The following is a 24,066-nucleotide window of genomic DNA, read 5'->3' on the forward strand; positions in this document are numbered from 1 at the left end:
AGAACGTCGATGATTGTGATGGCGCAAGAGTATCTGGCCAACATTAAAGGCAAATTTAATCTGCCAAATTCCTATTTAGTGGCACCTCCCCTGCGCTCGTTCCTACAGTCCATTTGCCGGGCTGAAACTATCGGAGCAAAGTATGCAGGAGAGCAGCATAGCTATGGCGCCCAATGAGTTTGAAATCAACGGAATAGCGCGCAGCAATTCGAACGGATACACCGCGGCGATCAAGCGATACGACCTGCTTGAGGAAGAGCAAGAGCAACAGCTTGCACGTCGCTGGCAGGATCTGGGTGATCGCGCGGCAGCGGACGCTCTCGTCACCAGTCACCTGCGGCTCGCGGCAAGCGTGGCACGGCGCTACAGGCGATATGGTCTTCCCCTCGCGGATATCATCTCTGAAGCAAACCTCGGTTTGGTTCTTGCCGCGCAGCGTTTCAAGCCTGAGCGCGGCTCGCGTTTTTCGACCTATGCACTCTGGTGGATAAAAGCCAGCATACACGACTACATTCTGCGCTCCTGGTCGCTGGTCAAGATTGGAACAACAGCTGCACAGAAGAAGCTGTTCTTCCGTCTCCGAACGGAAATGAACAAGCTTGCGAGCGGGACAACCGAACTGTCTACGCAGGCGGCTGAAGTCATTGCTCGGCGGTTGACAGTCGACGCCACTGAAGTAATCGAGATGGACCGTCGCCTGCGCGGCGACCTGTCGTTGAACTCGCCTGTCAATGACAGCGAGGGTAGCGCCGAATGGCAGGATCTTCTGATTGATCATTCGTCGAACGCGGAGTTGATCCTGGCGCAGCATGACGAAGGCGCCCGGCAAGCCGGCGCGCTTCAGGCAGCGCTCGATCTCCTGACCAAGCGCGAACGACGAATATTGGAGGCGCGGCACCTGACGGAGACTCCTCCGACCCTCGAGGACCTTGCGCGGGAGCTGTCGATTTCCAACGAGCGCGTGCGCCAAATCGAGAGGAGTGCCTTTGCCAAGGTCAGGAGCGCAGCCAGGAAATGTTTCAAAGGGGAGAACCCGGCAGCGCGCTACCGCCCGCGGCCCGCCCTGCAAGCTGCGGAGGGAGAGCTCGCATGTTCGCGATAACTCCACTGCAGCTCGCGCGCATCCAGTTCGGGTTCACAGTTTCATTCCACATCATCTTCCCGGCGATCACCATTGGGCTTGCGAGCTATCTCGTTGTCCTCGAGGCGCTATGGTTGTGGCGGAAGGACGAGGTGTATCGGACGCTCTATCATTTCTGGTCCCGAATCTTTGCGGTAAACTTCGCGATGGGCGTGGTTTCCGGCCTCGTCATGGCCTACGAGTTTGGCACGAACTGGAGCCATTTTTCGGCTGCAGCAGGCAGCATTACCGGTCCGCTGCTCGCCTATGAAGTGCTCACCGCCTTCTTTCTGGAAGCCGGATTTCTCGGCGTCATGCTGTTTGGCTGGAACAAGGTGGGACCCGGCCTGCATTTCTTCGCAAGTCTCATGGTGGCGATCGGCACGCTGATCTCGGCGACCTGGATTCTTGCTTCGAACAGCTGGATGCAAACGCCTCAGGGCTTTGAGATCGTCAATGGCCGGTTCGTGCCTGTCGATTGGCTGGAAATCATTTTCAATCCGTCGTTTCCCTTCCGGCTCGCCCACATGACGACGGCCGCTTATCTCGCCACCGCCCTCTTCGTCGGCGCGGCCGGCGCATGGCACGTGTTGCATGGCCGCACGAGCCGGGCTACCCGCACCATGCTGTCGATGGCGATGTGGATGGTGCTGATCGTGGCGCCCCTTCAGATCGTGCTTGGCGATGCGCACGGGCTCAACACGCTGAAATACCAGCCTGCCAAGATCGCAGCGTTGGAAGGTCATTGGGAGAATACCCCCGGCCAGAGCGTTCCACTTACCCTGTTCGGGTTGCCGGACATGAAGGCCGAGACGACCCGCTACGCCGTACAGGTACCCTTTCTCGGAAGTCTCATTCTTACCCATAGCCTGCATGGGCAGGTCCCGGGCTTGAAACAGTTCGCACCGGATGATCGTCCCAATTCGACAATCGTGTTCTGGACCTTCCGCGTTATGGTCGGACTCGGTCTGCTGATGGTCCTGCTCGGCGTCTGGAGCCTGGGGCTGCGCTGGCGCGGGCGCCTGTTCAAGTCGCGCCTGTTTCTGCAATTTGCCTTGCTCATGGGACCGACAGGGTTGATTGCGATTCTTGCCGGCTGGATGACGACGGAAATCGGGCGCCAGCCCTGGGTCGTCTACGGACTGCTGCGCACGAAAGATGCCGTTTCGAATCATTCCGTCCTGGCCCTTTCGATAACTTTGATCGTCTTTGTCGTCATGTACTTCGCCGTATTCGGCGCTGGCATCAGCTACATGCTGAAGCTGGTCGCTAAGGGGCCTGACGAAACGGAAGCCGGAGGTGCACGGCACCGGAGCGGACAGTCGCTGCGTCCGGCACGGCCCCTCTCTGCGGCTCCCGACGATGTCAATCTTGCGATCGAACCCCCAAAACAGAAATAGGTCTAGCGAGATGGGCATCGATCTTCCCCTTCTTTGGGCACTGATTATCGGCTTTGGCCTGATGATGTATGTCGTGATGGACGGATTCGATCTGGGTATCGGCATTCTCTTTCCGTTCATTCCTGATCGCGAACGTCGCGACGTGATGGTCAATACGGTGGCGCCAGTCTGGGACGGCAACGAGACGTGGCTGGTTCTGGGCGGCGCAGCGATGATGGCGGCCTTCCCGCTCGCCTATTCGGTCATCCTGAGTGCCCTCTACCTGCCGCTGATGTTGATGCTCGCCGGCCTGATCTGGCGTGGAGTCGGGTTCGAATTCCGCTTCAAGGCGGACCTATCCCATCGGCCGTTCTGGGACAGGGCTTTCGCCTTCGGCTCCTACATCGCCACCTTCTGTCAAGGCGTTGCGCTGGGCGCCTTCATCAACGGCATTGCCGTCACGGACGGCTCCTATGCCGGCGGCACGTTCGATTGGGTTACACCATTCAGCCTTTTCACCGGGTTTGGCCTCCTGGTGGCCTACGCGCTGCTTGGCTCGACCTGGCTGATCATGAAAACCGAAGGCGCGTTACAGCGTCGCATGAAGGTTCTCGCTAGAGCCGCAACACTCGTCCTGTTGCTCACGATAGCCATCGTCAGCCTTTGGACGCCGCTCTCACATCCTGATGTGGCGGCGCGATGGTTCAAGCTACCGAACTTCCTGTTCTTCTCACCCGTTCCGCTCCTCGTGTTGCTTGTGGCGTGGGCGATCTTCCATACGCTGAAACGCGACACTCATGCTACGCCCTTTCTGCTGGCGCTGCTCCTGCTCTTTCTCGGCTACAGCGGGCTCGCCATCAGTCTGTGGCCGCACATCATCCCGCCGGCGATTTCCATCTGGGACGCCGCATCGCCGCCCCAAAGCATGGGTTTCGCCCTGCTAGGTGCGCTGTTCGTTATTCCCTTCATCCTCGGGTACACGGCTTGGGCCTACTACGTGTTCCGCGGCAAGGTGAGGATCGGCGAGGGTTATCACTGATGGAGCGGCGAACTTCCTTGCCAACCTGGCCGTGGCGGATCGGCTGGCTGGTCCTGATCTGGACGGCGAGTGTCGTGAGCTTGGCGATCTTATCGATCGCATTTCGCATGTTGATGAACCTTGCCGGGCTAACGGGATGACCGCTCCCGCCGGCAAAGCGAAGATTGTTCGGACGTTCAACATCAGGAGCCTGAGCCATGAAGTTAGAGACACAGGAAATCAGTGCTGAAGCTTCCACCGATGCCGCCAACACGACCCTCGTTACGAAATCCGGTCGCCGATGACCTGCCGACCGGGGATGGGGATGGGATCGTGGACCGCGTGCCAATGCCGCAGGAGCGCGCGCCCGAGCGCCGCACCGTGGAAGCTCCGGAAAACGAGGGCGATCATTCACAAATGGATGGTGATAGCGGCGATGCGCATCGCGCAGGTTTTCTGCGGCGGCGCCCGTTAGCGTCCGTACTTGGATTGATACTCGTCGTGATGGCGACGGGGCTCGGCTACCTGTACTGGGACTACGCCCGGCATTTTGAGACAACCGACGACGCCTTCATCGCGGCCCGGCAGTTTTCGATCGCCCCAAAGTGTCCGGCTACCTCACGGCGGTTCCGGTCACCGACAACCAGCACATCGCCGCCGGCGACGTGGTCGCGCGCATAGACGATCGCGATTACCGCATTGCGCTCGCGCAGGCGCAGGCGCAGGCGGCGGCCGCGCAAGCCAGCATTCACAACATCGATGCGCAGATCAGCGTCCAGCAGGCGCAAATCAACGCCGGGCAGGCACAGGTGGAACAGGCCCAGGCGGGGCTCGTATTCGCGCCGGAGCAGGCAGCACGCTATGACGACCTTGCGCAAAGAGGCGCGGGCACGATTCAGAATGAACAGCAGTATTCCTCGCAACTCCGTCAACAGCAGGCGGCGCTCGCGAGCGCGCAGGCGACGCTGAAGGTGGCGCAGCGCCAGCTTGAATCGCTAAAGGCGCAGCGCGACAGCGCGGTTGCAAACCTCACGCAGGCGCAAGCCCAGCGCGACCAAGCTCAGCTTAACCTGTCTTACACAACTGTGATGGCGGCTCAGGCCGGGCGCATCGTCGATCTTGGCGCCGCGGTCGGCCAGTTCGCGCAGCCGGGCACCGCGCTGACAATGTTCGTGCCGGACGACGTTTGGGTCACCGCGAACTACAAGGAGACCCAACTCGACGCGATGCGGGCGGGCCAGCCGGTAACACTTAGCATCGACGCCTAAGCCCCCCTGCCCTGATCGGCGAGCGCGGTCTCGCGGGCGGCGCGCAGCGCGGATTCGGCGGACTGGATGTCGGGATGGTTGCGGACCGCTTCATCGACGAACCCCGTGAGCTTGCGCGAGCGGAAGAGCGTCCACCAGATGCCAGAGACGTCGCTGCCGGGCGAGAAGGATTGCGAATTGCCGCCCGGTGTCCTTGTGCTCTCCGTCGAGACGAGTTGAGGCTCGCGCGTGTAGCGACTGGCAGCCGGAGCGTCGGGCGTGATGAAATTCGGCCCGACGGCGCAGGAGGCGAGCAGAATTGCCGGCATGGCAACGCTGGCCGAAAACCGCGCGCGGACGACCATCGACGCACGAACACGGCCTTTGGCCCGCCGCTCCGATAATTCCCGTGTCTTTTCAAAAATGATACTCTTTCGCCAGTAATAGAACCGTACGGTTCGGTACCGATAACTGCGGCAATCTGCCCTGTCAAATAACCGTACCGTGAAGTTCTATTGCTGGACCCAAAATGTGAGAGGCGGGCAATGGCCATGCCGCATCAGTGCAGAAGGGATCATTCCGTGACCGGCTATCGCGTTCGATGACGACGAGCTGAGCCGCTCGCTAGCGACCGGCCCCGCCGCTGCGACAGGCCGCCAAGAAGAACGCAACGCTCTCCGCGACATGTGTGCGGATCTGCGATCTCAGCGACCTTGGATCTTCGCCAATCACCGCCCGCAACAGCAGCGGCGCGACCACGAGGTCGAGGAAGACCTGCGCGGTTCTGGGCAGACGTTCCGGCGCGAAGGCTGCAAGCAGCCTGTCCTGCTTCGACAGGGTCACCTCCTGCAAGATGGTGGTAGCGTGATGGGTGCCGCGCTCGCGCATCATGCGCCCGACCTTGGCCAGATCGGGAAAGCGGCGCGCTTCGGCAGCGGCCAGGCGCATGAAATCGATGCTGTCGGCAGCGAGCACATGCTTAAGGATCTCGCTCGCCAGAGCTGTGAGCCGCTCCTCGATCGTATCTCCCGGCGACGAGGCGTTCTCGAATCCCAGTTGCACCTTCTCCGAGTTGCGGATCGCGATCGCGGCGAACAGAGCCTCCTTGGTGCGGAAGCGCGCGTAGATCGTTCCCTTGCTCGCATGAGCAAGGCTTGCGATCTCCGCGACACTGACGCCGGCGAGCCCTCGTGCCAGGAAGAGATCACGCGCAGCGTCCAGGATCCGCTCGTCAACTTCGGCGGCCAGTTCCTTGGGGGGACGGCCGGTTCGGACAGCCCTCTGCGGAGCCTTTGCCCTCATCACCTTCTCCATTCCCTCACCTCGATGACGTTCGCTCGGTCAAGGCCATGGAGCAAGACCGATCCTTGTCTGCACAGGGATTTAGCGAAACGCGCAGCGGAAGTAAATGGAACCCATTGGTACACATTCCCCTGCGGGAGTTTGCCGGGGCCCAATCGGTCGACCATGATCCGATCACGCCTTCGGTGGATTGAAAAGATCTGTCGTTGTCTCATCGACAGGCGATGTCGACCAGCGTGGGGCCCGTTGCCGCCAGCGCCTCGCCGAGGATCCGGTCGAAATGCGTGACGTCCGTTACGCGGTTGCCTGGGCAACCAGGCCCTTGGCGAGACGGACGAAGTCGAGACCGGGCAAATCGATTCGGGGCGGGCGGTGTACCTGCATGATCAGGCTGAGCGCGCGCATCGCGCCGTGGCCGGAACTGTTCATCACCACAAAGGTGATGGGTAGCCCGTGTTGCGCGGCCGTCCAGATCGCCTGGGTGGAATACATTGTCGATCCGTCGCCCGATCGGGCACACGATGCAGTTGCCCGGCCGCGCCAGGGCCACACCGACGGAGGCGCGTAGAAGCTGTCCGCGCCGCGCATGGACAGAAATTGCTGGATCGCTGGCCGATGCGACGGCGCGTCCTCCACCGCGATTGCGTCTTCCGGCATCAGGACGGAGAGACGGCTCGGCGCATAGGCGGGAGGTATCGGGTTTGCGGCCGCAGGAGCGGCGGGCTTGGTGCGCGCCGCGGGCAGTGCTCGGTCGGCGCGATCGGGCAGCATCAGCAGGAGCGCATCAAGCGCCTTGAGCAATGTTGCTTTGCCCCGGCAGCGGAACGGGACGTGATCGGTCTCTGCGACGAAGCTGTCGGGGAAGGGGCGCGCGCGGGCCTTGTCGCCGTTAAGATCGCATTCTGGTCGGCAACGCTAAACGCGTTCGCGGAGCCTAGTGTCACCGCGGTGCTTGACCTCGGCCCGGGACATGCGCTGGCAGAGATGATGCAGGCTTCTCAGCCGTCGATGCCGTGCTACGTCATCGACGGATTTCATTCAGTGAATTGCTTACGAAGTTGGATCGCTTCCGAGTAGTTGTGGATTGTCGGAGGGATCCTTCTGGCGCGGCCAGCACGACCGACTGGCGCCGACGCCTTGCATGAATAGGATTGCAATCGAAGCACAAGAGTTACCGACGATTGCATCGTCCGGAAATCGCAGTCCAGTTGACGAACGATCAGGACTCGGGCTCGACCGAGCACCTCAGAATAATCGGAGGAACCTGCGCGAACCTCGGGACGTCTTGAACTACCGCATGACCTTCCGGGGATTCCATTGCCGCACCTAGGGCTGCGGCATCGGCGAACTCGGCTTCGAACACGCAAAAAAAGCTCGCTTCGCCGCCAAGCGAGTGCACATCGAAGCTGTAGCGAGATGTCCGTAGGCCGGGTAACTTACGTACCAGCGGAATGTGGTTCGACACATAATAAGCCTTGAACGCGTCCGGGTTCGGTTGATCCGGATAGAGGACGAAAAGCTTTTCCAATTTAACATCCCTTCTGCGGTTTATGGGAACGGCACTTCCAATCATGTTCCTGGTCAATGGAAGGCTCGGCTGATCAAGTTTTTCCGTCCAATAGCATTGTCTTGGTTTCGAGATATCCGGAGAGACCTTGCTCGCCACCTTCACGCCCGATGCCTGATTGCTTAAATCCGCCCCAAGGCAGCGAGAAGTCGGCTCGCAATCCGTTCTGAGCGACATTCCCAACTCTCAGCCGCCTGGCGACCGCCGCCGCCGCATCCGCGTCGTGCGTTAAGACCGACGCGTTTAGGCCATAGATCGAGTCGTTTGCGATCCGGATCGCATCATCGGTGTCCTCGCAAGCGATGAGGCAAAGCACTGGCCCGAATATCTCCTCCTGGGCGATCGTCATATTATTCTTGACGTTCGCAAACAGAGTGGGCTCGAAGAAAAAGCCGCTTTCCAAGTGAGGTGGTCTGGCTCCGCCAGTTACGAGAGTGGCGCCCTCTGACACGCCGGTTGCTACGTAGTGTTCGACACGCTCGAGCTGTCGTTTCGTTGCAAGCGGCCCCATCTGCGCTTCAGGGTCATCGGAGTGACCTATGCGAATCTGTTTCATCTCAGCCGCGACCGCGTCCGCGATCGCGTCGTGACGGTGGCGGGGCACGATCGCACGCGTCAGCATCGCACATATCTGCCCACTCAGTGTGACAATTGTATTGGTCAGCGTCTTCGCTGCTTCCTCATCTGAGAAGTCGTCCAGCACAATGGCCGCGGACTTTCCTCCCAACTCTAATGAGCAGCGTCGGATGCTTTCCCCGCAGACCTGCGCAATTTTCCGACCGACTGACGTTGAGCCAGTGAATGCGATCTTGTCGACGCCCGGATTGCGCATCAAGTGGTCGGCCGCTTCGCGCTCGGAAGGAACGAGATTAAGCACGCCGGGGGGCAATCCCACCTCATCAGCGCATTCTGCGATGATGTAGGCTTCGACCGGCGTTTCCGGCGCTGGCTTCATTATCACAGTGCAACCCGCGATCAGGGCTGGCGCAATCTTCGCCGTCATCAGCATATAGGGAGTGTTCCATGGTGTGATCGCAGCGACGACGCCCACTGGATCGTGAACGACCCGCGCCAACGTGGCGACGGCGCTCTGCGGATTCATCTCGAACCGGAACTCTCGGCCAATCTTGATAGCATCCAATAAATTTTGAGTGCCGTAGCCAACGACATGGGATGCAAGAGCCGTCGGCCCACCCATTTGCACGGACCAAGCTGCGGCGAGTTCCGGCGCTCGGCGCCCCAATGCATCGGCGAGCCGCTGCACGGCTTCGATGCGTTCGAGTACGGGTTCCGTCGACCACCCTCCCCGGTCAAAGGCCTCACGCGCGGCTGCAACGGCTCGATCCATGTCGCGCGGACCGGCACCAGCGACCCGAAACACGATCTGCTCCGTATCGGGAGACACGATGTCAATTGGGCTCCCATCAAGAGACGGTACCCATTCTCCCCCGATGTAGAGACGATCAGGATGCTTCACACGGAACGTCATTGTTCAGTACCTCCGAACGCGCAAAAAGTCCTCGCCACGCCTAGACCCCAGGCCTTAGCTTGCCCCATTGCTCGACAGGAATGTTTCGATTGCCTTTGCGGTAGCGACGGGATTCTCAAGCTGAAGGGCGTAGTGCCCTTCGATGTCCACCACGTGCGCATCTCGCCAGAAGCCTGCGATTTCGTCAGCCTGCTCACGCGTGAGCGCGTCGCCCAGGCTGCCGCGCAGAATCAAGACGGGACACTCAACGCGAGCGGCGTATGGCCGCAGATTATAAGTCAAATGACCGAGCCCCTGCGCGACTCGAACCTTGTCGTAGCGGGGAACTAGCCGACCATCCTTCAGATGCACGTAGTTGTGAGCGATCCGATGATGAAGCCCCACATCGGGATCATGGATCCAGGGCCTTCTGGACCGGAGAAAAGAAAATGCCTCCTCTTTCGACCCAAACTCATCGGGATAATTTATCGTGGCGTACATTCCCTCGATGATCTTTTGCGCACTGTCGCGGGTGCCATAGAAATTGGTGAGGTGAGGGCCAGCAATCAGCGCAAGGGCCGACACGCGTTGCGGATATCGGGCCGCAAATACCTGAGCGACACGGCCGCCCAGCGAATGCCCGACAAGCACTGCGCGATTGATCCCCAATTCCTGCATGAAGAGATTGAGGTCTTCGGCGTACTCTTGGGCCGAATAGTCCCCATCGGCCTTGTCAGTGTAACCGTGCCCCCGCTGGTCGGGGGCGTAGATGTGAAACTTCCCTCTCATTGCGTCCGCCATCCACTCCCACATGCGACCGTAGCCAAGGGAGGGATGAAGAAAGATCAACGCGGGTTTCGGCCCCGCCCACTCGTAGTAGTGCATCGAGATGCCATTCGGAAGTTTAATGGTAAAGGCACGCGACACTAAATTCCTCCCACTGGCAGCGAGTTCATCAGCCTTGCGTATTGGCAAAGAGGTCTCGCGTTGGCGCGTCATCGACGAGCGTCGAAATGACAAGCACGATCTTTACTTTGTTTCGCGCTCGGGCAGCGCAAGAAGCACAAATGCCATCCGGCACATTCTGCCCGATCGATTGGACCAGCTGTGGCTGGTCGCACGCTGTATCAGAACATCGCCAGCCCGCATGAGCGTCTCGCCGACGTCCATCATGGCGTATATCTCGCCCTCGAGAACGATCGCGTAATCCAAGGAAAGCGTCTTGTGGAACCAGGCATGTCGACCAGGCTTCTCGCCCAGGACGCGGTTTTCCGCCAAAAACTTCGCGAGCTTCGCGCTATCGATCTGCTCGTCCGGCGCAAAGTCAGCGATCCTCAAGAGCGAGCCGCCGTCGGAGTGGAATGCAAAGCGGTGCCCCGCCGGCGCCGGGTCATCGCCGGGGGCAACACCGGCGCCCGTAGCCCACACGACCTGACCAGCGCCGGATGAGAAAGTGGGGAAAGCCACGTTTGGCGTAGGCCCGTCGGACACGATCACGGAGCGCCCCTGATCGTCCTCGCCGGTCACGATGCGCCGGACAGGCCGGTACTCGCGTTCCGTGATCGGAGTGGACGTTTGCCTTCCCCTTAAATCGCTCATCGCTTTACTCGCTTTAAGTTGCGTTGTTGAACTATTTTAGATACGATGCGTTTCATATTGTCAAGGACCACATCGACCACCCGATAGAGGATGCTTCAATCCCCCCTCGATGAGGTGGCGCGAAGTCGGGACGCGCCCGCCCGCAAGTGCTTGGGCTGAACTGGGGACATTTCGATCCTGCCCCGCGGAAATCCGGCAATCGATTCACGACGGCAAGGCCGGCAAGCCGAAACAGGCGCGTGACTAGACAATAGAAATATCTCGGGAAGGGGATTAAGACATTGGTCCTCGTACAACTTCCCCTTCTTCAATCCACGCATACCTTTTAGCACAATCGTCACGTGGCTGGAAAAATGACCTCTGCCTTCGATCGCTACGTCTTCAGACGAGGGATGAGTCTTTGCATATTACCGCTTTCCACCTGCGCCAATTCCTTTTCGTCAAAGAGCTTGGAATCTGAGAGAGTCTTCACGTGCTCCGCTATGGTTCGGAAAGGATAGTCGGTTCCGAACACGATCCGTGACGCGGGGACCAGCTGTTTGAGTGCTGTCAGCGAAACAGGATTGGACGCTTGAGCGACGTCGAAATAATATTCTCTGATCTGGTCTCGGAAGGTCCGTGGGCGCGCGCCCCTGTACGGCGGAATGGTTTCAAGCCAGTCAAACCGCTCGATCAGCGACGGCATGGTGCCGCCGGCATGGCTCCAAATCATCTTGATGTCGGGAAATTTCTCTGCAGCGCCACCGAACGTCCAACGCGCAATCGCTCGAGTCGTGTCGGTGCCGAATTCGATGATGTTCTCATAGATCCCGGGAATGATATTTACGCAGCATGCGGATAGCGTTGGGTGAATATAGACGACCATCTTTCGCCGATTCAGTTCGGCAAAGACACTATCATACGTCGGATCGCCGAGGTATTTGCCGTCGTAGCTAGTCATCAGCACGACACCGTCGGCTTTCAGCTGATCCAAGCTATAAGCGAGTTCGGCGAGGCTGCCTTCTGCATCGACCAACGGAAGCGAAGCGAACATGCCAAGTCTTTTCGGATTGGCTTGCACCAACTTAGCGGCAAAATCATTGGCCTCGCGGGCAAGCCGTCTGCTGCCCGCAATGTCTCCCATCCAGACTCCGGGCGTTGCGACGGACAGCAGCGATACCGAGATGCCGGCTCGATCCATCTCATCGAGATGGCTAGCGATGGACCAATTCGCGGTCGCAGGTAGAATCTTTCCAGCGGGAGCCAGTTCGGCAATGTAGCCGGGTGGCGAGAGATGGGCATGAACGTCGATGCGTGGTGGCGTCACTTGCGCGCCGGCCTTAGGCACAAAGCCAGTCAAGCCAGCGGTTAATGCAGCGGCGCCGCCCGCGAGAAATCCACGGCGATCGATACCACAGTTGCAGCGTGACGGGCGGCATGGATCGACCACTTCTGCGCTGAAAGCATCTCTTCTAGCCGTCGCCCTGGTGAAAACATGCATGACGCTCTCCCAACGATTGTCGCGTGGAATACCCGCAATTCGATTTTTGGATCTAGGTGAAGACCCCAAATGGATTGCATCGATCTGTCGAGCCAAGCACTTCAGCGAACGGGTTCCACAGCCTGAAACAAGCGAGAATTCCAGGCGCTGGCGATCACGCCGAACAACGGTATGCCATCCGTACCCGACCGCGCCAAAGGTCATTCTGCGAAAACGGCTGCGCGGTCCATACTTGGCCTTGCATCTCGCCCAGTGTCGGGCATTTTATATTCTAGTAACGAAACGTATCGTTTCGATTATTACTCGTCAACTGCTCGCCCCCGTTGAGTACTCCAAGGGTCTGAACCGGCTTGATCCCGCCGGGGGCCTTGACGGTTGGCTGCCGATACCTTGAAGAGGTTGCGACGCAGCAAGGCTAGCCTTCCGGCGCGGCCGCAGTCGGCAGTCTGACAGGGCTTACAGCGAAAAGCATCGCCGGCGGCATAGATGCTTTCGAAGAAAGCCACAGAACCGCGCAGGCCGATGCTACAGTGCGCGTTCTTTCGCATGGGGAAGCAGTTGTAACGCGCTCTCCGGGCTCAAGCACTAATTTGTCGCCGGCCTCGTGAATGCGCGATTGTTTTCGTCGCGGCCCCCGCTCCCGCTCAGTGCAGATTCAGCTAGGGTTTGCGAGCGGAGCTTTTGAACAATCCGAGCATCGTCTTCGCGTGCCCTTCGGCAAAGGATCTACTTAGTGGAGGACTGCCGAGCAAGAGCCGGAAGTATACCGGAGCATAAAGACATTCCGCCATTACTTTGGCGGGAACATCCTTGCGCAATTCGCCGCGTTTCTGGCCTGCCTCGATAACCCGCAAAACGAGCTCGGATCGATCATCCGCGAATCTTTCGCGGAATGCCTTGAGCACAGCAGGATCATTTTGACCTTCGGCGATGATCTGAGCAACGAGTCGTCCGGACCTGCTGTCGCCATACTCTTTGACCAACAAAACGAGATGAGCAGTAAGGGCCTCGACGGCAGGTAACTCCGAGTCCATTGGAGTACTGACGACGTGGTGCTCCATAAATGCATCAATCACTACTGCGGCTTTCGATGACCACCAGCGGTATATGGTTGCTTTGCTTACGCCTGCCGCTTTTGCGATCGCTTCGATCGTCACCGACTGAATGGTCACCGTGCGCAGCAATCGGAGTGTAGCCGCCAGGATCGCGCGCCGGGTCGAATCGCTACGGGGCCGCCCGCGTAGTCGCTTGTGCGACGCCGACTTCTTCACAGGTGTGGGATGGTTCGGATTTGACATTTCAATCAGTCTATCTTCGTATCCTGAGGCCAGACACGGGCCACCGCTGCGAAAACGGCTGGGATGAAGATAGACGAAGACGTGGCTGAGAAGCTAGTGCTCATCTCGTGGCAATGGAGCAGGCGTGGGATAGTGTAGAGTCAATTGCGCTATCGGTTCGCGATCTAGAGAAGCAGGTCGATCGTCCGTCCAAACCGTCTGGGCACGATGAAAGTGTTTGCCCCAGCTCGTATGCCATCTTGAGCAAGGATCGGGATCGGCTACGCGACGACCAGATTTCGAGTTTTCGATGATGTCGTGGCTATGCAACCCATTTCGGGATGCTTCGCTTAGTTCGCAAATTCCCATTTCGATTGTGCTCCGCGACTTCTACCTGCTCCTGCTGTCCTTACTTGGCCAACTCGCTGAACTAGATCAAGTGCCTACCCGCGATCGCCTTCGTCGCCGGAATAGCGATTTCAACTCTCATACCGTCACGCCGACCGCCGCGCGTAACTCCGGTGACTTGCTTCTGAATCCCGACGATGCGCATTTGTCCCGCTATCTCAGCTCGCAAAGGGGGGTATGAAAGGAAGCGCATCTCTTATCCAGAACGGTGGGATCGTCCTTCCGGATTCTGTACGGTGTCCGGGCGAACCGGAAGCTCGGATCAGAAAACACTCTTCCGCGGTCGAATCGAAGATCGGAAAAGGTCCGACGACAGCGCAATCTATGAGGTTCGGTGACATGCACTGGAGCTCTCGCTTGCTCTTTATGGCATCGTTCGATCCAGGTTCTTGGGCGCATCCGGACCAAGATGAAGGCTGGATGCTGATCGAGCGCAAGTTTGCGGAGTCCACCTATATGGGCGGCCGCCACCAAGCCGAGCGCATGGACGGCTGCGTCGCCGTACCAATAAGGTTTTACATCTCGTCCAGTTGTGCTATCGTTCGCATTACGTCGCGAGAGAGCTTGCGGTTTAGCGCTGACCCAGCAAGCAGTGGGAGGTCGCGTTCCTCATGCTCATTATTCCTCGTCAGATAAAAGCGGCCCGCTCGCTAATCGGATGGGAGCAATGCGAACTCGCGAGGAACTCGGGCGTGGCGATTTCGACAGTACGACGCTTGGAAGCTCTCGACGGCGCGATACGCGCGCGAAGTCGGACGATCGAGAAGATCCGAAGAGCGTTCGAGAACAGCGGCGTTGAATTGTTGGGGGATCCAAGTCCAGGCGTTCGATTGAGGCCTGGTTGCGGTTAGCTGACAACAATTCGCTTCAAACGAAGCGAATTCGGCTGATGACGCTAAGCTGCGTGAGCCCTTCCCGTGCTGCAATCAACAGCTAAGCCGCGCGTAAGAAACAGGAATGGCGTTCGGATGCATGGTTGCGCGAGCAGCGCACCCGGTTGATTTTCTCGTTATCGACGACTGTCATGAAGTCGGCGCGGAAAACTGGGCCTTGCTCGCGTCGATCGTCGCCACCTGCAAGCTCAACGACGTCAACCCGGCCGCCTACATCGCCGAAACACTCGAGGCGATCATCGACGGCCATCCCGATAGCAGGATCGAAGACCTCATGCCGTGGCGATTCCGCAAAACGTCAAGCCAGCATCAATAGGGTTGCGGCTAAGCGCTTACCGATCACCTTGAAGCGACGCGGGATCTCCTCCAGCGTCTTGGTCACATCCTCCCCGATCTTCGCCAGCCGCGATCCACCGCAGCAGGGGCAGCTTGTTGGAGCCTCGATGACGACGCGCTCGTGTTCGATGTCGTCCGGCCATGGCTGGCGAACCGACCGCTTGCGCATGAAGGGGCGGACGTTCTGCGTCTTCGCCGCTGCGGCCTGCGCGGCAAGCTCATCCTCGCTCGCCGTCGTGACGAGTTCCTCGAGCTCCAACTCCAGCTGCTCGATCAGCCGCGCCGTGCGCTCGGATCGCTGCCCGTGCAGTTCGCGCTTGAGCTTCTCGATCCGCAGCTCGAGATGCGCGATCAGCGCCGCGTTATCCGACAGCTCCGCCTGCGCGCTGGCAGCTATCGCCTCGGCTCGTCACGCTCGGCTTGCAGCGCTGCCAAGGCACTGACAAGGTCCGACGGGAGGTCGTCCGGCTTCGATATCATGAAGCCATTGAATCAGATCGAGCAGCAGATTCAAACCCAAAACGGTTATCCGACCCGCGTCGGACGCTGGGTTTCTTGCGGATTGCGCCAATCGATCCCGGACAGCAGATAGCTCAACTGCGCCGGCGAGATCGTTACCGATTCACCGGCAACCGATGGCCAGATGAACTTTCCTCTCTCGAGTTTTTTTGTGAACAAGCAGGCTCCCTGGCCATCGTGCCAGATCGCCTTGACGAGATCGCTGCGGCGACCGCGGAAAACGAACAGATGACCGCTGAGCGGGTCCTTGTGTAGCACCTCCTGCACTTGGAGGGCCAGCGACGGAAAGCCTCTGCGCATATCCGTGTAGCCTGTCGCGAGCCACACTCGCACATTCCCCGGTATAGAAATCATCGGCGTCCAAGCACATCGAGGACCCGCGCCAGCGCCTCCGGATCGACGTGCGCATCCACCCGGATGCACCGTCGGTTGCCGAGATCGATCTCTATCAATCCAGTACGCGCGGCTGCCACCGAGCGAACTCGGCCATCGACCGTAGGCAAGAGCTTCGGAGGTTCCTCAGCCGAGGGCGCTACGGCGGCGATCTGCACCGGCGTAAAAGATGGTACAACTTGTTCCGATGTCCGTGCTTGTCGACGCCAGGTAAACACCAGGCTGGCCGCTACTCCGTTGCGACGCGCAACCTCAGTTACCTTCGCGCCCGGTGTCAGCGTCTCCTCGACAATCCTTGCCTTGTCGTCCTGCGACCAGCGCCGCCGCCGCTCCAGCCCGCCCAAAACCTCGATCCGCATCGCCTGATGACCTTAAAGCTAGACTTAAGGTCACACGCTTCGCGAATTACCACCCGTCACGCAAGACGGCCCTCGTCGGAGGCGTACTATTCAAGCGGAATTTGACGATCACCTCCGGGATGGGTCACAAGGATGGGAACGCGAGTCTTCTCGACCACGCCGGTCAGATCCATGCTAGGTGCCCAAGCCATAAATGCGTCGAGCGACCGTCGCGAAGCTCGACCGCCAGCCGCTGGGTGTGCTCGATCGCAGCGAACATACTCGCAACTTCCGCGAAAAGCGTCTGCGCCTCGGTCGTCGGCTTCAGCCGTTTCTTCTGGCGCTCGAATAGTCTGAATCCGAGACGTTCCTTCGCCTGTTGCAACATGCGACTGACGGCCGGCTGGAAAATATTTAGAGCGGTGGCCGCGTTCTTCACCGAGCCCGATTGCATCACGCGCAACCGCAAGATGCCTTGCGAGCCGACCGTCAGCCATTTTTTGCAGCGCCGCCGCCCGATAGGATGCCGCTCCGCGGGAACAGCGCCGCCGATTAAGTTCGGCGTAACAATTCGCTAGAGGCGCAATTTCGAGATGAAGCGCCCGTCCGGAGCGGTCAACAGCGCTCGGGATCTGCGATCGGCCTAGCGTTCTGGATACATCGCACACGTCTAAACACTCAAACTTCCGCATATGGCGCGTCCGTCGCGTTCACCCGGCGTCGCTTTATCCGTGTTGCGCGGCTAGGCCTGCTGCTAAGTTGCGCCTCCTAGCCCGCATTATGCTCGGTACTCGTCGATTGCGCCTTTGTCGGTCTCGACAAGGACGGTTCCTTCGTTGGTGCCATCAAGCAGAGACAGAAAAGCGATGGGCAGCAGTTCAAAGCCTGTGTGCGTGTGCTCCCGATGGACCAGCTTGCCGTTCTGTGTCCAGCCCCTGAGATCTTCGATCGCCTCCGCGAACAAGTGCTGAAACTGGGAGCAGAGAAATCCCTGCATTCTGATGCTCCGGTAGATCAACCGCATCATATTGCGCGGTCCTTCAGGTTGTTTCCCGGTATCGTAGGTCGAGATCTGTCCGCACAACACGATGCGACCGAAATGCGCCATATTGTTCACCGCCGCCTGCAGAATCTCGCCGCCAACATTGTCGTAGTAGATATCAATACCTCCCGGGGCGAGGATCTCCAGTCGCCGTGCAACGGACTCCGTCTTGTAGTCAATGGTGGCATCGACCCGGCATTCACGGTGCAACCAGTCGCACTTGGCAACGCCACCAGCGATGCCAATGACCCTCATTCCCTTGATCTTTCCAATCTGAGCGACAATGGAGCCGGTAGAGCCTGCGGCCGCGGACACAACAAGAGTTTCGCCCGGCTTTGGCTCACCGACCCGAAGCAATCCGAAGTAAGCAGTCAATGGATTGAGCCCATAGCGCCCCAGCGCATCCAGATAGGTCGTCCTAATGGGGATCTTGGTCGCGCTGCCGAGTTCGGCTGCTGTGAGTACCGCATAGTCCTGCCAACTGGAAAGAACCTGCAGGCGATCGCCCACTCGGAAGTCGGAATTCGCAGACTCCAGGACGAGCCCGGCCGTCGGCCCAATCACTGGCTCACCCACGGGCATCGAAGGATAGCCACCGTTTCCGCCCTCCTCCATCCAGTTGCGCATCGTCGGGGCACACCTGAAGGCAACGTTCCGGATCCGCACCTGTCCATCTCTCAAAGGCAGGTCTGGGATCGAACTCTCCCGATATCCAAAATTGTCGAGAGTTAGCCGATCATGTGGCGGCCCAGTCAGGATCCATTGCCGGTTTATCGCTTCTGTTGACATCGCCGTTCGCCAAATTACCGCCCGATTTCAGTACGCCCAACCGACATCCGCAAATTCAGCAAGCTCACCGTCCGAAATTGCCCTCGGCAACTCTCACATTTTCAGCAAAGCGCTGACGCAGTTCCCGCTTTAGCAATTTTCCGCTCGGATTCTTCGGTAGGCTATCGATGAAGATCACGCGCTTGGGTACCTTGAAAGGCGCCATCGTGTTTGCGCAATGGTCTATCACGTTATCTTCGGTCAGATTCTCCCCAGACCTGACAACGACGATCGCAGTCACCGCCTCGATCCAACGAGCGTCTGGCAATCCGATAACCGCCACTTCAGATACCGACGACAGCCCATAGATGGCTTCTTCCACCTCGCGGCTAGCGACGTTCTCGCCTCCGGTCTTGATCATGTCCTTAACGCGATCAACCACCGTGATGTAACCGTCGGAGTCGACGGTCGCGAGATCGCCGCTGTGAAACCATCCATCGCGGAAGGCGGCGGCAGTCTTATCCGGATCACTATAATAGCCAGATAGGAGCTGAGGTGAGCGGTGCACAATCTCGCCGATTTCACCTACGCTGACGTCCTCCATCGCACTGTCGACAACGCGCGTCTCAACATTGATCGCCGGTTTTCCGGCTGCACCGGCTTTTCGTATTTGGTCTTCCGGCTTCAGAACGGTTGCGAGCGGAGCAATCTCTGTCTGTCCATAAAAATTCCAGAACTTCACCCGTGGTAGCCGTCGCTGCAGTTCAAGCAGGATCTCCACCGGCATGATCGACGCTCCATAGTAACCCTTCTGGAGTGTCGAGAGATTGGTCTGATCGAAATGCGCAGACCGGAGCATTGCGATCCAGACAGTCGGTGGCGCGAAAAACGATGTGATCTCGTGCGTCTCGATCAATGACAAGATGTTGTCGGCGGTCGGCTTGGCCGTGATAAGGCTGCTCGCCCCGAGGTAGATTGCAGGACCGAGAAAGACATCAAGCTGTGCACAATGGTACAGCGGCAGCGCATGTAACACTCTGTCCTCTGTCGCCATGCTGCCCTCAAGGACGCAGCTGACATACTGCCACATGACTGCGTGATGCGTTAACACCGCACCTTTTGGTAATGACTCCGTGCCGCTGGTGTAGATGATTTGGGCTGGATCCTCGCCGTCGACGAAATCGTCGAGCTGTGATCCGTCAGAGTGCAGAAGATCGTCGAACGTAATCATTCCGGGAGGCGGTAGTGCCGCTCTTCGCCTGGCATCCAGATCAAGGCTTCAACCGCACAACCTTTTGCGACGGCCGCCCGGGCGGACTCTACAAAATCCGCGCCCGTTGCCAGAATCCTGGCGCCGGAATTGACCAGAATAAAATTGATTTCGTCCGATTTCAGCATGAAGTTGATTGGAACCAAGATCGCGCCGATGCGCGCGACGGCAAAACGCATGGCAGCAAAAGCGTGCGAATTGCGTGACAGGATCGCGACGCGATCGCCTCTACTTACCCCGGCTCGACGCAGTCCGCGCCCGAGCCGATTGCAAATCACATCCAACTCCACGAATGTCCAGACCTCCCTGCCACAAATCACGGCCGACTTGTTCGGAGTGCGACTGGCCGATCGGCGCAGCAGGTCGCCTATTGAATGCTCTCGGGCCTTCCGGATTGTTGCTCGAAACTCCTGGCTCACCTCGTGATCTCCATACTCACTCGATAAGGTGACATTAGCCGCCGACGTCCGTGCTGAGCAGGTCACCGAACAGCTCCCATGTCTCGCCCTTGAAGCGCATTAAGCGCATCCGCGATAGCGGAGCGAAGTTGGACGGACTGGTGTTCATTTTGATACCTGGCAACAGGCCGGCAAGCTCATAATCCCGAATGTTGGCGGCCTGCTTCATTACGTTATCGCGTGTGAGGTCGTCTCCGCACTGCCTCAAGACGCGCTCCAGGGCTTGCGCTGCGGCATAAGCGTTGACCACCGCGAAATCGGTTCGATTAGCTTCCGGATAGTACTTATTTAGAAACTCGTTCCAGGCCTTCATCGCCGCGTCTGTTTTCCATTGCGGGTCGGTGGGATCTTTGAGGTAAGCGGAGGAAACGATGGCCTGCGAATTCTCGAAACCGGCGGGCTTGATGACACTGCCTATCGACACCGAGATGCTGCTGAGCAGGTGCATCGGCTTCCAGCCGCTCTCACCCATCTTCTTGATGGCTTGCGCAGCGAATTTCGGCGTGGTGAAGTCGAGAAATACGTCCGCTCCGGACGATTTCAGCTTGACGATCTGCGAGTCGATGGTCGGTTGGGTGACCTCGTAGTTTTCCTCCGCGACTATCATCGATAAGGCCTTGCTACCAAGGCCATCTTTCAGACCCTTGACGTAGTCTTTTCCAAAATCGTCATTTTGATAAAGGATTGCGATCCTGGCATCGGGCTTCTCGCGCAGAATATACTGCGCGTAGATTTGCGCCTCACCTCGAAAGCTGGGTGAAAAGCCCATCGTCCAGGGAAAGTCCTTCGGATTATTCCACTTGGACGCACCGCTGGAGACGAACAATTGCGGCACCTTCTTGGCGTTCAAGTATTTCTGGATGGCAGAGTTCTGCGGCGTTCCCTGCGGGTTGAAGATCAGGAGAACCTCATCTCCCTCCACGAGCTTTCGTGCCTGCTCAACGGTCTTTGGCGGGCTATAGGCGTCGTCATAGGAGATGAAGTTGACTTTACGACCATTGATACCCCCCTCTGCGTTGATCTTCTCGAAATATGCCGCTTCGGTCTTGGCAATCACAGCAAATGCAGACGCGGCCCCCGAGTAAGGCGCGATGTTGCCTATCTTGATCTCCGTGTCGGTTGCGCCTGGGTCGTATTTTTTCTGGGCGACGGCTTCTATTGAATTAGTGCCAATGAGTAGCGCGATTGCGGCAGCAAGTGCCGCCCGTCTCCATTGTGCTGCCGACATGAACTTTCCCTCCTTTGGATTGGGTCGCCGCTTCTCTTCGGAAGCTTGCGAGACGCAGCTGGATTGAGTTCTCCATCCAGCCCTTAGAGAGCACTACGCCCACCGGCGCCGCCGAGGCCGATCGGTCACAGCCCTGAATCTTACGACATCAGCGACAGTTGATTTCTGTCGTCTCACCGTCAGCGACGGCCAACATTGCAGGGGTTGGATTCAGTGGCTTGAACGTATCGACGCTGACGCCGGTGAGCATCGTCTGCATGCCTTTGACACGCTTTCTATTGAACTCTCGCCTAAAGGCGTCGGGAGGACCATGATGGATCCCTTGCGGTGAAAAGATGAAACTAGCCCCTTCCCGCCCCGTGTCGCTATGAACGAAAATCGCCTCATCGCAATCAATGTTGCGATGTGACGAAGGCAACTCCTCCGCGTCCAGATCGTTTACCGAAGGGCGCGGCAAAAATGTTACGACGACGAAGCCTGGCGCCTGAAACGTTGCCCAAGAGGTCGGCGCGATATGAATTCGCTCCGAGCTCAGCGTATGGATATCGCGCATGTTGATCTTGAAGGGGAACAGATCACCCTTCCAGCCGACCACGTCGAAAGGCGACTTCTCAAAGAAGACCGAGGTGAGCTCGCCCTGGGAGCGGATACACAGCTCCCACTCGTCCTGCTCCGGCCAAGCGTACTCTTCCGCGGACGGAACTGTGATAAGCTGCGGATCGAACGGAAAATGTCGCCCCTGCTGAGGATGTGCCGCGAAATCGATTGGTTGTACTGACTCGATGACGAAGGCATATGTCAGGCCATCGTTCGGCATTTGGCGGAAGGTCGTGCCCCGCGGCAGATAGATATAGTCGCCGGGTTCGTAAGGGATCGGACCATATTCAGTCGCCATCACCCCCGTCCCCTCATGAATGAAGTACAGGAGGTCCCCGTCGGCGTCACGATAGGCGTACGGCATCGCCGACCGCCGATTGCTGACGCTGAGGGTGACGTCGGAGTTGGTGAGGAATGGTAAGGGTAGCCCCCGACCGTCGTTGCCTTCGCCGGCCATGAGCTTGCGGGTGGAGAACATACGCGGCTTCAGCTTGCCGACGATGCGCAAGACGTCTCCGGGCGGCCGCGAGTGATAGAGCGTCGCGGTCGGACCTGCAAATCCCTGACGTCCGAAAAGCTCCTCGCGGAGCTCGCCAAGCCCCACTCGAGCCTGACGAACATACCGGCCCCGGGCCAAGTGGATCCATGACGGCTTCATCGTCCTCTCCTACATTAATGTCAGTTTGGCACTAGTGCCATATTTTTACATTCCTCGCAAGCCTTCCGATTGTTTGCCACTCGTGTATCCGGTAGGTTCGGTCCGGCAGGAAGGGATTGAGCGTCGAATGGAGATCATCAAAGCGACACCGGCGCAGCGGAGGCGCGAAGCACAACGTGACCGAATCATCGCCGAGGCTGTGCGGCTGTTTCAAGAGAATGGTGGCGAGCGGGGCGGCGGTTTCGAAGCGACAACCATCGAAAGCATTGCCGAGCGCGCCGACATCTCGGTCCGTTCATTCTTCCGTTACTTTGATAGCAAAGCGGACGTGATCTATCTCGACATCACCAGGTCTCTGGAAGACCTGCATCGCGCGGTGCTCGCGCGGTTGGAAATCGATCTTCCACTACACGCCGTGCTGAATGGCGCCCTCGATACCTTCAACGCATTCACCAATAATCCGGTCAACAGGGCTCGTCTGGCCCTGGCCCTAACCTCAAGCAATTGGGCGGACCGCCGGGCCGTTTGGATGATGCAACGACGGAAAATTGCAACTGATATTCTTATGTCGTTCTGTGATAAGACCGCAGCCAATTATCAGCGCGCCCAAATGGGGGCGAGCCTTGCACTCTCTCCAACCGATGTAGCTGCCAGCACTTGGGCACGTTACCCCAAATCCGATCTGCAGGATCTCGCACGGGCCGAGACGGTCCGAGTTCTCAAGCTTCTGAACATCTACGAGCTGGAACAGCCATCTCGCGAGAGGTCCGGCAAGCCGCGCCCCCAAACGCCGCGGCGAGCTCAGGGGACTTCCTGACAGACCGCCCTCCGGCACGGCGGTGCCCGTCGACTACATCGGACGCCATACAAGTGAGCGCGTAGAGGTTAGCCCCGCCGATCAGGAGACCCGGGACGCCTCCGGCTCCGGCTCCGACACGGCACGTCCTATCAACTGACTCATCGAACAAGTACTTTACCCGTCTCGGTATCGGTTTGCGAAAGGAGGGCAATCCGACAGCATCCGCCGAGCGGCGAGGCGTCAAACGCTCAGAATTGACACCCGCACCATAATGGCAGTAATGTTATTTTGGCAGTCATGCCAATATTGCAAAATCGACACTCGATGCGGAGCGGCGGAGAACGGTTGGCCGAGCTCAGAGTGGAAGCGAGGAAATATGAGCTTTTCTCATGACGATCCCCGCCCCGAGCACCCGAGCTCCGCCTATTGCATCGGTCCCGGCATCTCCCTGCCGGATGGGGAGATCCGCATGCGGAGCGGCGCCGTATCCCTTGCGAAAGCGACGGCACAATCCACTGGCGGCGTAATGAGCGTATTCGAAATTACGGTCGCCGGCGGCCGACCGCTGCACCTGCACGAGAACGAGGATGAATGCATCTACGTTCTTTCCGGCAAATTGGGCGTCCGTGTTGGCAAGGAGACATACGAGGCTGCAGCGGGAAGCTTCCTTTTCTTGCCGAGGCGCGTCCCGCACCGATTTTGGTCGAATGAACCGGGGACTAGGCTGCTCCTTCTCACGGTGCCTGGTGGCGTCGAGGAATTTGAACGGGAGCACGTCGCTGCGAAAACGGAGGACGAGCGTCAGCTCGTTTATGCGAAGTATGGAATTCGCTTTGTGTCCGAGGACGAAGGCGATCCGCCGATTAGTTCGAACGCCGACTCGTCTCGCTAGTTGCGCGATC

The 24,066-nt window shown here is 58.7% G+C and carries 22 protein-coding genes and 3 pseudogenes; 8 read left to right on the top strand and 17 right to left on the bottom strand.

The window, feature by feature from the left end; all coding sequences use genetic code 11:
- The first annotated feature begins 163 nt into the window (after nt 1-163).
- The 5 genes and pseudogenes from rpoH to IVB46_RS19645 form a co-directional block, all read left to right on the top strand.
- Entirely contained in the window at nt 164-1,102 is a 939-nt protein-coding gene (gene rpoH / locus IVB46_RS19625; protein WP_247343328.1) for an RNA polymerase sigma factor RpoH, read from the top strand.
- Nucleotides 1,090-2,520, top strand: coding sequence for a cytochrome ubiquinol oxidase subunit I (locus IVB46_RS19630; RefSeq protein ID WP_247313950.1), 1,431 nt, complete (start codon nt 1,090-1,092; stop codon nt 2,518-2,520). The genes rpoH and IVB46_RS19630 overlap by 13 nt, the downstream gene beginning before the upstream one ends.
- Before the next feature lie 10 nt (nt 2,521-2,530).
- The gene (gene cydB / locus IVB46_RS19635; RefSeq protein ID WP_247313948.1) at nt 2,531-3,538 is read left to right on the top strand and encodes a cytochrome d ubiquinol oxidase subunit II; all 1,008 of its coding nucleotides are present in this window, start codon (nt 2,531-2,533) and stop codon (nt 3,536-3,538) included.
- On the top strand, nt 3,538-3,678 hold the full coding sequence (locus tag IVB46_RS19640) for a DUF2474 domain-containing protein (protein ID WP_247343311.1): 141 nt from the start codon (nt 3,538-3,540) through the stop codon (nt 3,676-3,678). Before cydB ends, IVB46_RS19640 begins: the two co-directional genes overlap by 1 nt.
- A gap of 256 nt (nt 3,679-3,934) precedes the next feature.
- Nucleotides 3,935-4,782, top strand: a pseudogene (locus tag IVB46_RS19645) (HlyD family secretion protein); the annotation flags it as partial.
- Here IVB46_RS19645 and IVB46_RS19650 read toward each other — a convergent pair.
- From IVB46_RS19650 to IVB46_RS19690, 9 genes are all read right to left on the bottom strand, one after another.
- Nucleotides 4,782-5,093, bottom strand: coding sequence for a hypothetical protein (locus IVB46_RS19650; RefSeq protein WP_247313946.1), 312 nt, complete (start codon nt 5,091-5,093; stop codon nt 4,782-4,784). The pseudogene IVB46_RS19645 and the gene IVB46_RS19650 sit on opposite strands and share 1 nt — an antisense overlap.
- Before the next feature lie 295 nt (nt 5,094-5,388).
- Nucleotides 5,389-6,066: a TetR/AcrR family transcriptional regulator gene (locus IVB46_RS19655; protein ID WP_247313944.1), complete on the bottom strand. Its 678-nt coding sequence runs from the start codon at nt 6,064-6,066 to the stop codon at nt 5,389-5,391.
- A gap of 294 nt (nt 6,067-6,360) precedes the next feature.
- Complete coding sequence (locus tag IVB46_RS19660) at nt 6,361-6,867, bottom strand: thiamine pyrophosphate-dependent enzyme (RefSeq protein WP_247343315.1); 507 nt, start codon at nt 6,865-6,867, stop codon at nt 6,361-6,363.
- Nucleotides 6,868-7,285: 418 nt separating this feature from the next.
- The gene (locus tag IVB46_RS19665; RefSeq protein ID WP_247313941.1) at nt 7,286-7,594 is read right to left on the bottom strand and encodes an EthD family reductase; all 309 of its coding nucleotides are present in this window, start codon (nt 7,592-7,594) and stop codon (nt 7,286-7,288) included.
- 73 nt (nt 7,595-7,667) lie between these two features.
- Complete coding sequence (locus IVB46_RS19670) at nt 7,668-9,122, bottom strand: aldehyde dehydrogenase (RefSeq protein WP_247313939.1); 1,455 nt, start codon at nt 9,120-9,122, stop codon at nt 7,668-7,670.
- Nucleotides 9,123-9,176: 54 nt separating this feature from the next.
- Nucleotides 9,177-10,028, bottom strand: coding sequence for an alpha/beta hydrolase (locus tag IVB46_RS19675; protein WP_247313937.1), 852 nt, complete (start codon nt 10,026-10,028; stop codon nt 9,177-9,179).
- A gap of 102 nt (nt 10,029-10,130) precedes the next feature.
- A complete protein-coding gene (locus tag IVB46_RS19680; RefSeq protein WP_247313936.1) occupies nt 10,131-10,700 on the bottom strand; it encodes a cupin domain-containing protein in 570 nt (189 codons plus the stop codon).
- A gap of 373 nt (nt 10,701-11,073) precedes the next feature.
- The gene (locus IVB46_RS19685; RefSeq protein WP_247313934.1) at nt 11,074-12,180 is read right to left on the bottom strand and encodes an amidohydrolase family protein; all 1,107 of its coding nucleotides are present in this window, start codon (nt 12,178-12,180) and stop codon (nt 11,074-11,076) included.
- 659 nt (nt 12,181-12,839) lie between these two features.
- Nucleotides 12,840-13,478, bottom strand: a complete 639-nt coding sequence (locus tag IVB46_RS19690) for a TetR/AcrR family transcriptional regulator (protein WP_256468614.1) — start codon at nt 13,476-13,478, stop codon at nt 12,840-12,842.
- 1,344 nt (nt 13,479-14,822) lie between these two features.
- Here IVB46_RS19690 and IVB46_RS19695 point away from each other — a divergent pair.
- Complete coding sequence (locus IVB46_RS19695; protein WP_247313929.1) at nt 14,823-15,074, top strand: transposase domain-containing protein; 252 nt, start codon at nt 14,823-14,825, stop codon at nt 15,072-15,074.
- 21 nt (nt 15,075-15,095) lie between these two features.
- On the opposite strand, the pseudogene IVB46_RS19700 reads toward IVB46_RS19695, so the two are convergent.
- The 8 genes and pseudogenes from IVB46_RS19700 to IVB46_RS19735 form a co-directional block, all read right to left on the bottom strand.
- A pseudogene (locus IVB46_RS19700) lies at nt 15,096-15,574 on the bottom strand (IS66 family transposase zinc-finger binding domain-containing protein); the annotation flags it as partial.
- A 45-nt stretch (nt 15,575-15,619) separates the two neighbouring features.
- The gene (gene tnpB, locus IVB46_RS19705) at nt 15,620-15,967 is read right to left on the bottom strand and encodes an IS66 family insertion sequence element accessory protein TnpB (RefSeq protein ID WP_247309692.1); all 348 of its coding nucleotides are present in this window, start codon (nt 15,965-15,967) and stop codon (nt 15,620-15,622) included.
- The gene (locus tag IVB46_RS19710; RefSeq protein ID WP_247309689.1) at nt 15,964-16,365 is read right to left on the bottom strand and encodes a transposase; all 402 of its coding nucleotides are present in this window, start codon (nt 16,363-16,365) and stop codon (nt 15,964-15,966) included. The genes tnpB and IVB46_RS19710 overlap by 4 nt, the downstream gene beginning before the upstream one ends.
- Before the next feature lie 163 nt (nt 16,366-16,528).
- A complete protein-coding gene (locus tag IVB46_RS19715; RefSeq protein WP_247343318.1) occupies nt 16,529-16,813 on the bottom strand; it encodes a LysR family transcriptional regulator in 285 nt (94 codons plus the stop codon).
- A gap of 309 nt (nt 16,814-17,122) precedes the next feature.
- Nucleotides 17,123-18,175 (bottom strand): NADP-dependent oxidoreductase, encoded by a 1,053-nt coding sequence (locus IVB46_RS19720; protein WP_247303315.1) that lies wholly within the window; start codon nt 18,173-18,175, stop codon nt 17,123-17,125.
- 64 nt (nt 18,176-18,239) lie between these two features.
- Nucleotides 18,240-19,843: pseudogene (locus IVB46_RS19725) on the bottom strand (acyl-CoA synthetase).
- 34 nt (nt 19,844-19,877) lie between these two features.
- Nucleotides 19,878-21,110: an ABC transporter substrate-binding protein gene (locus tag IVB46_RS19730; protein ID WP_247303311.1), complete on the bottom strand. Its 1,233-nt coding sequence runs from the start codon at nt 21,108-21,110 to the stop codon at nt 19,878-19,880.
- 148 nt (nt 21,111-21,258) lie between these two features.
- Entirely contained in the window at nt 21,259-22,365 is a 1,107-nt protein-coding gene (locus IVB46_RS19735) for a homogentisate 1,2-dioxygenase (RefSeq protein ID WP_247343321.1), read from the bottom strand.
- Between the two features lie 127 nt (nt 22,366-22,492).
- On the opposite strand from IVB46_RS19735, the gene IVB46_RS19740 reads away from it, so the two are divergent.
- Nucleotides 22,493-23,182, top strand: coding sequence for a TetR/AcrR family transcriptional regulator (locus tag IVB46_RS19740; protein WP_247303308.1), 690 nt, complete (start codon nt 22,493-22,495; stop codon nt 23,180-23,182).
- Nucleotides 23,183-23,540: 358 nt separating this feature from the next.
- Nucleotides 23,541-24,056: a cupin domain-containing protein gene (locus tag IVB46_RS19745; protein WP_247303306.1), complete on the top strand. Its 516-nt coding sequence runs from the start codon at nt 23,541-23,543 to the stop codon at nt 24,054-24,056.
- Nucleotides 24,057-24,066: the final 10 nt, after the last annotated feature.

It is taken from the genome of Bradyrhizobium sp. 61, assembly GCF_023073075.1.
Lineage (GTDB): Bacteria > Pseudomonadota > Alphaproteobacteria > Rhizobiales > Xanthobacteraceae > Bradyrhizobium > Bradyrhizobium barranii.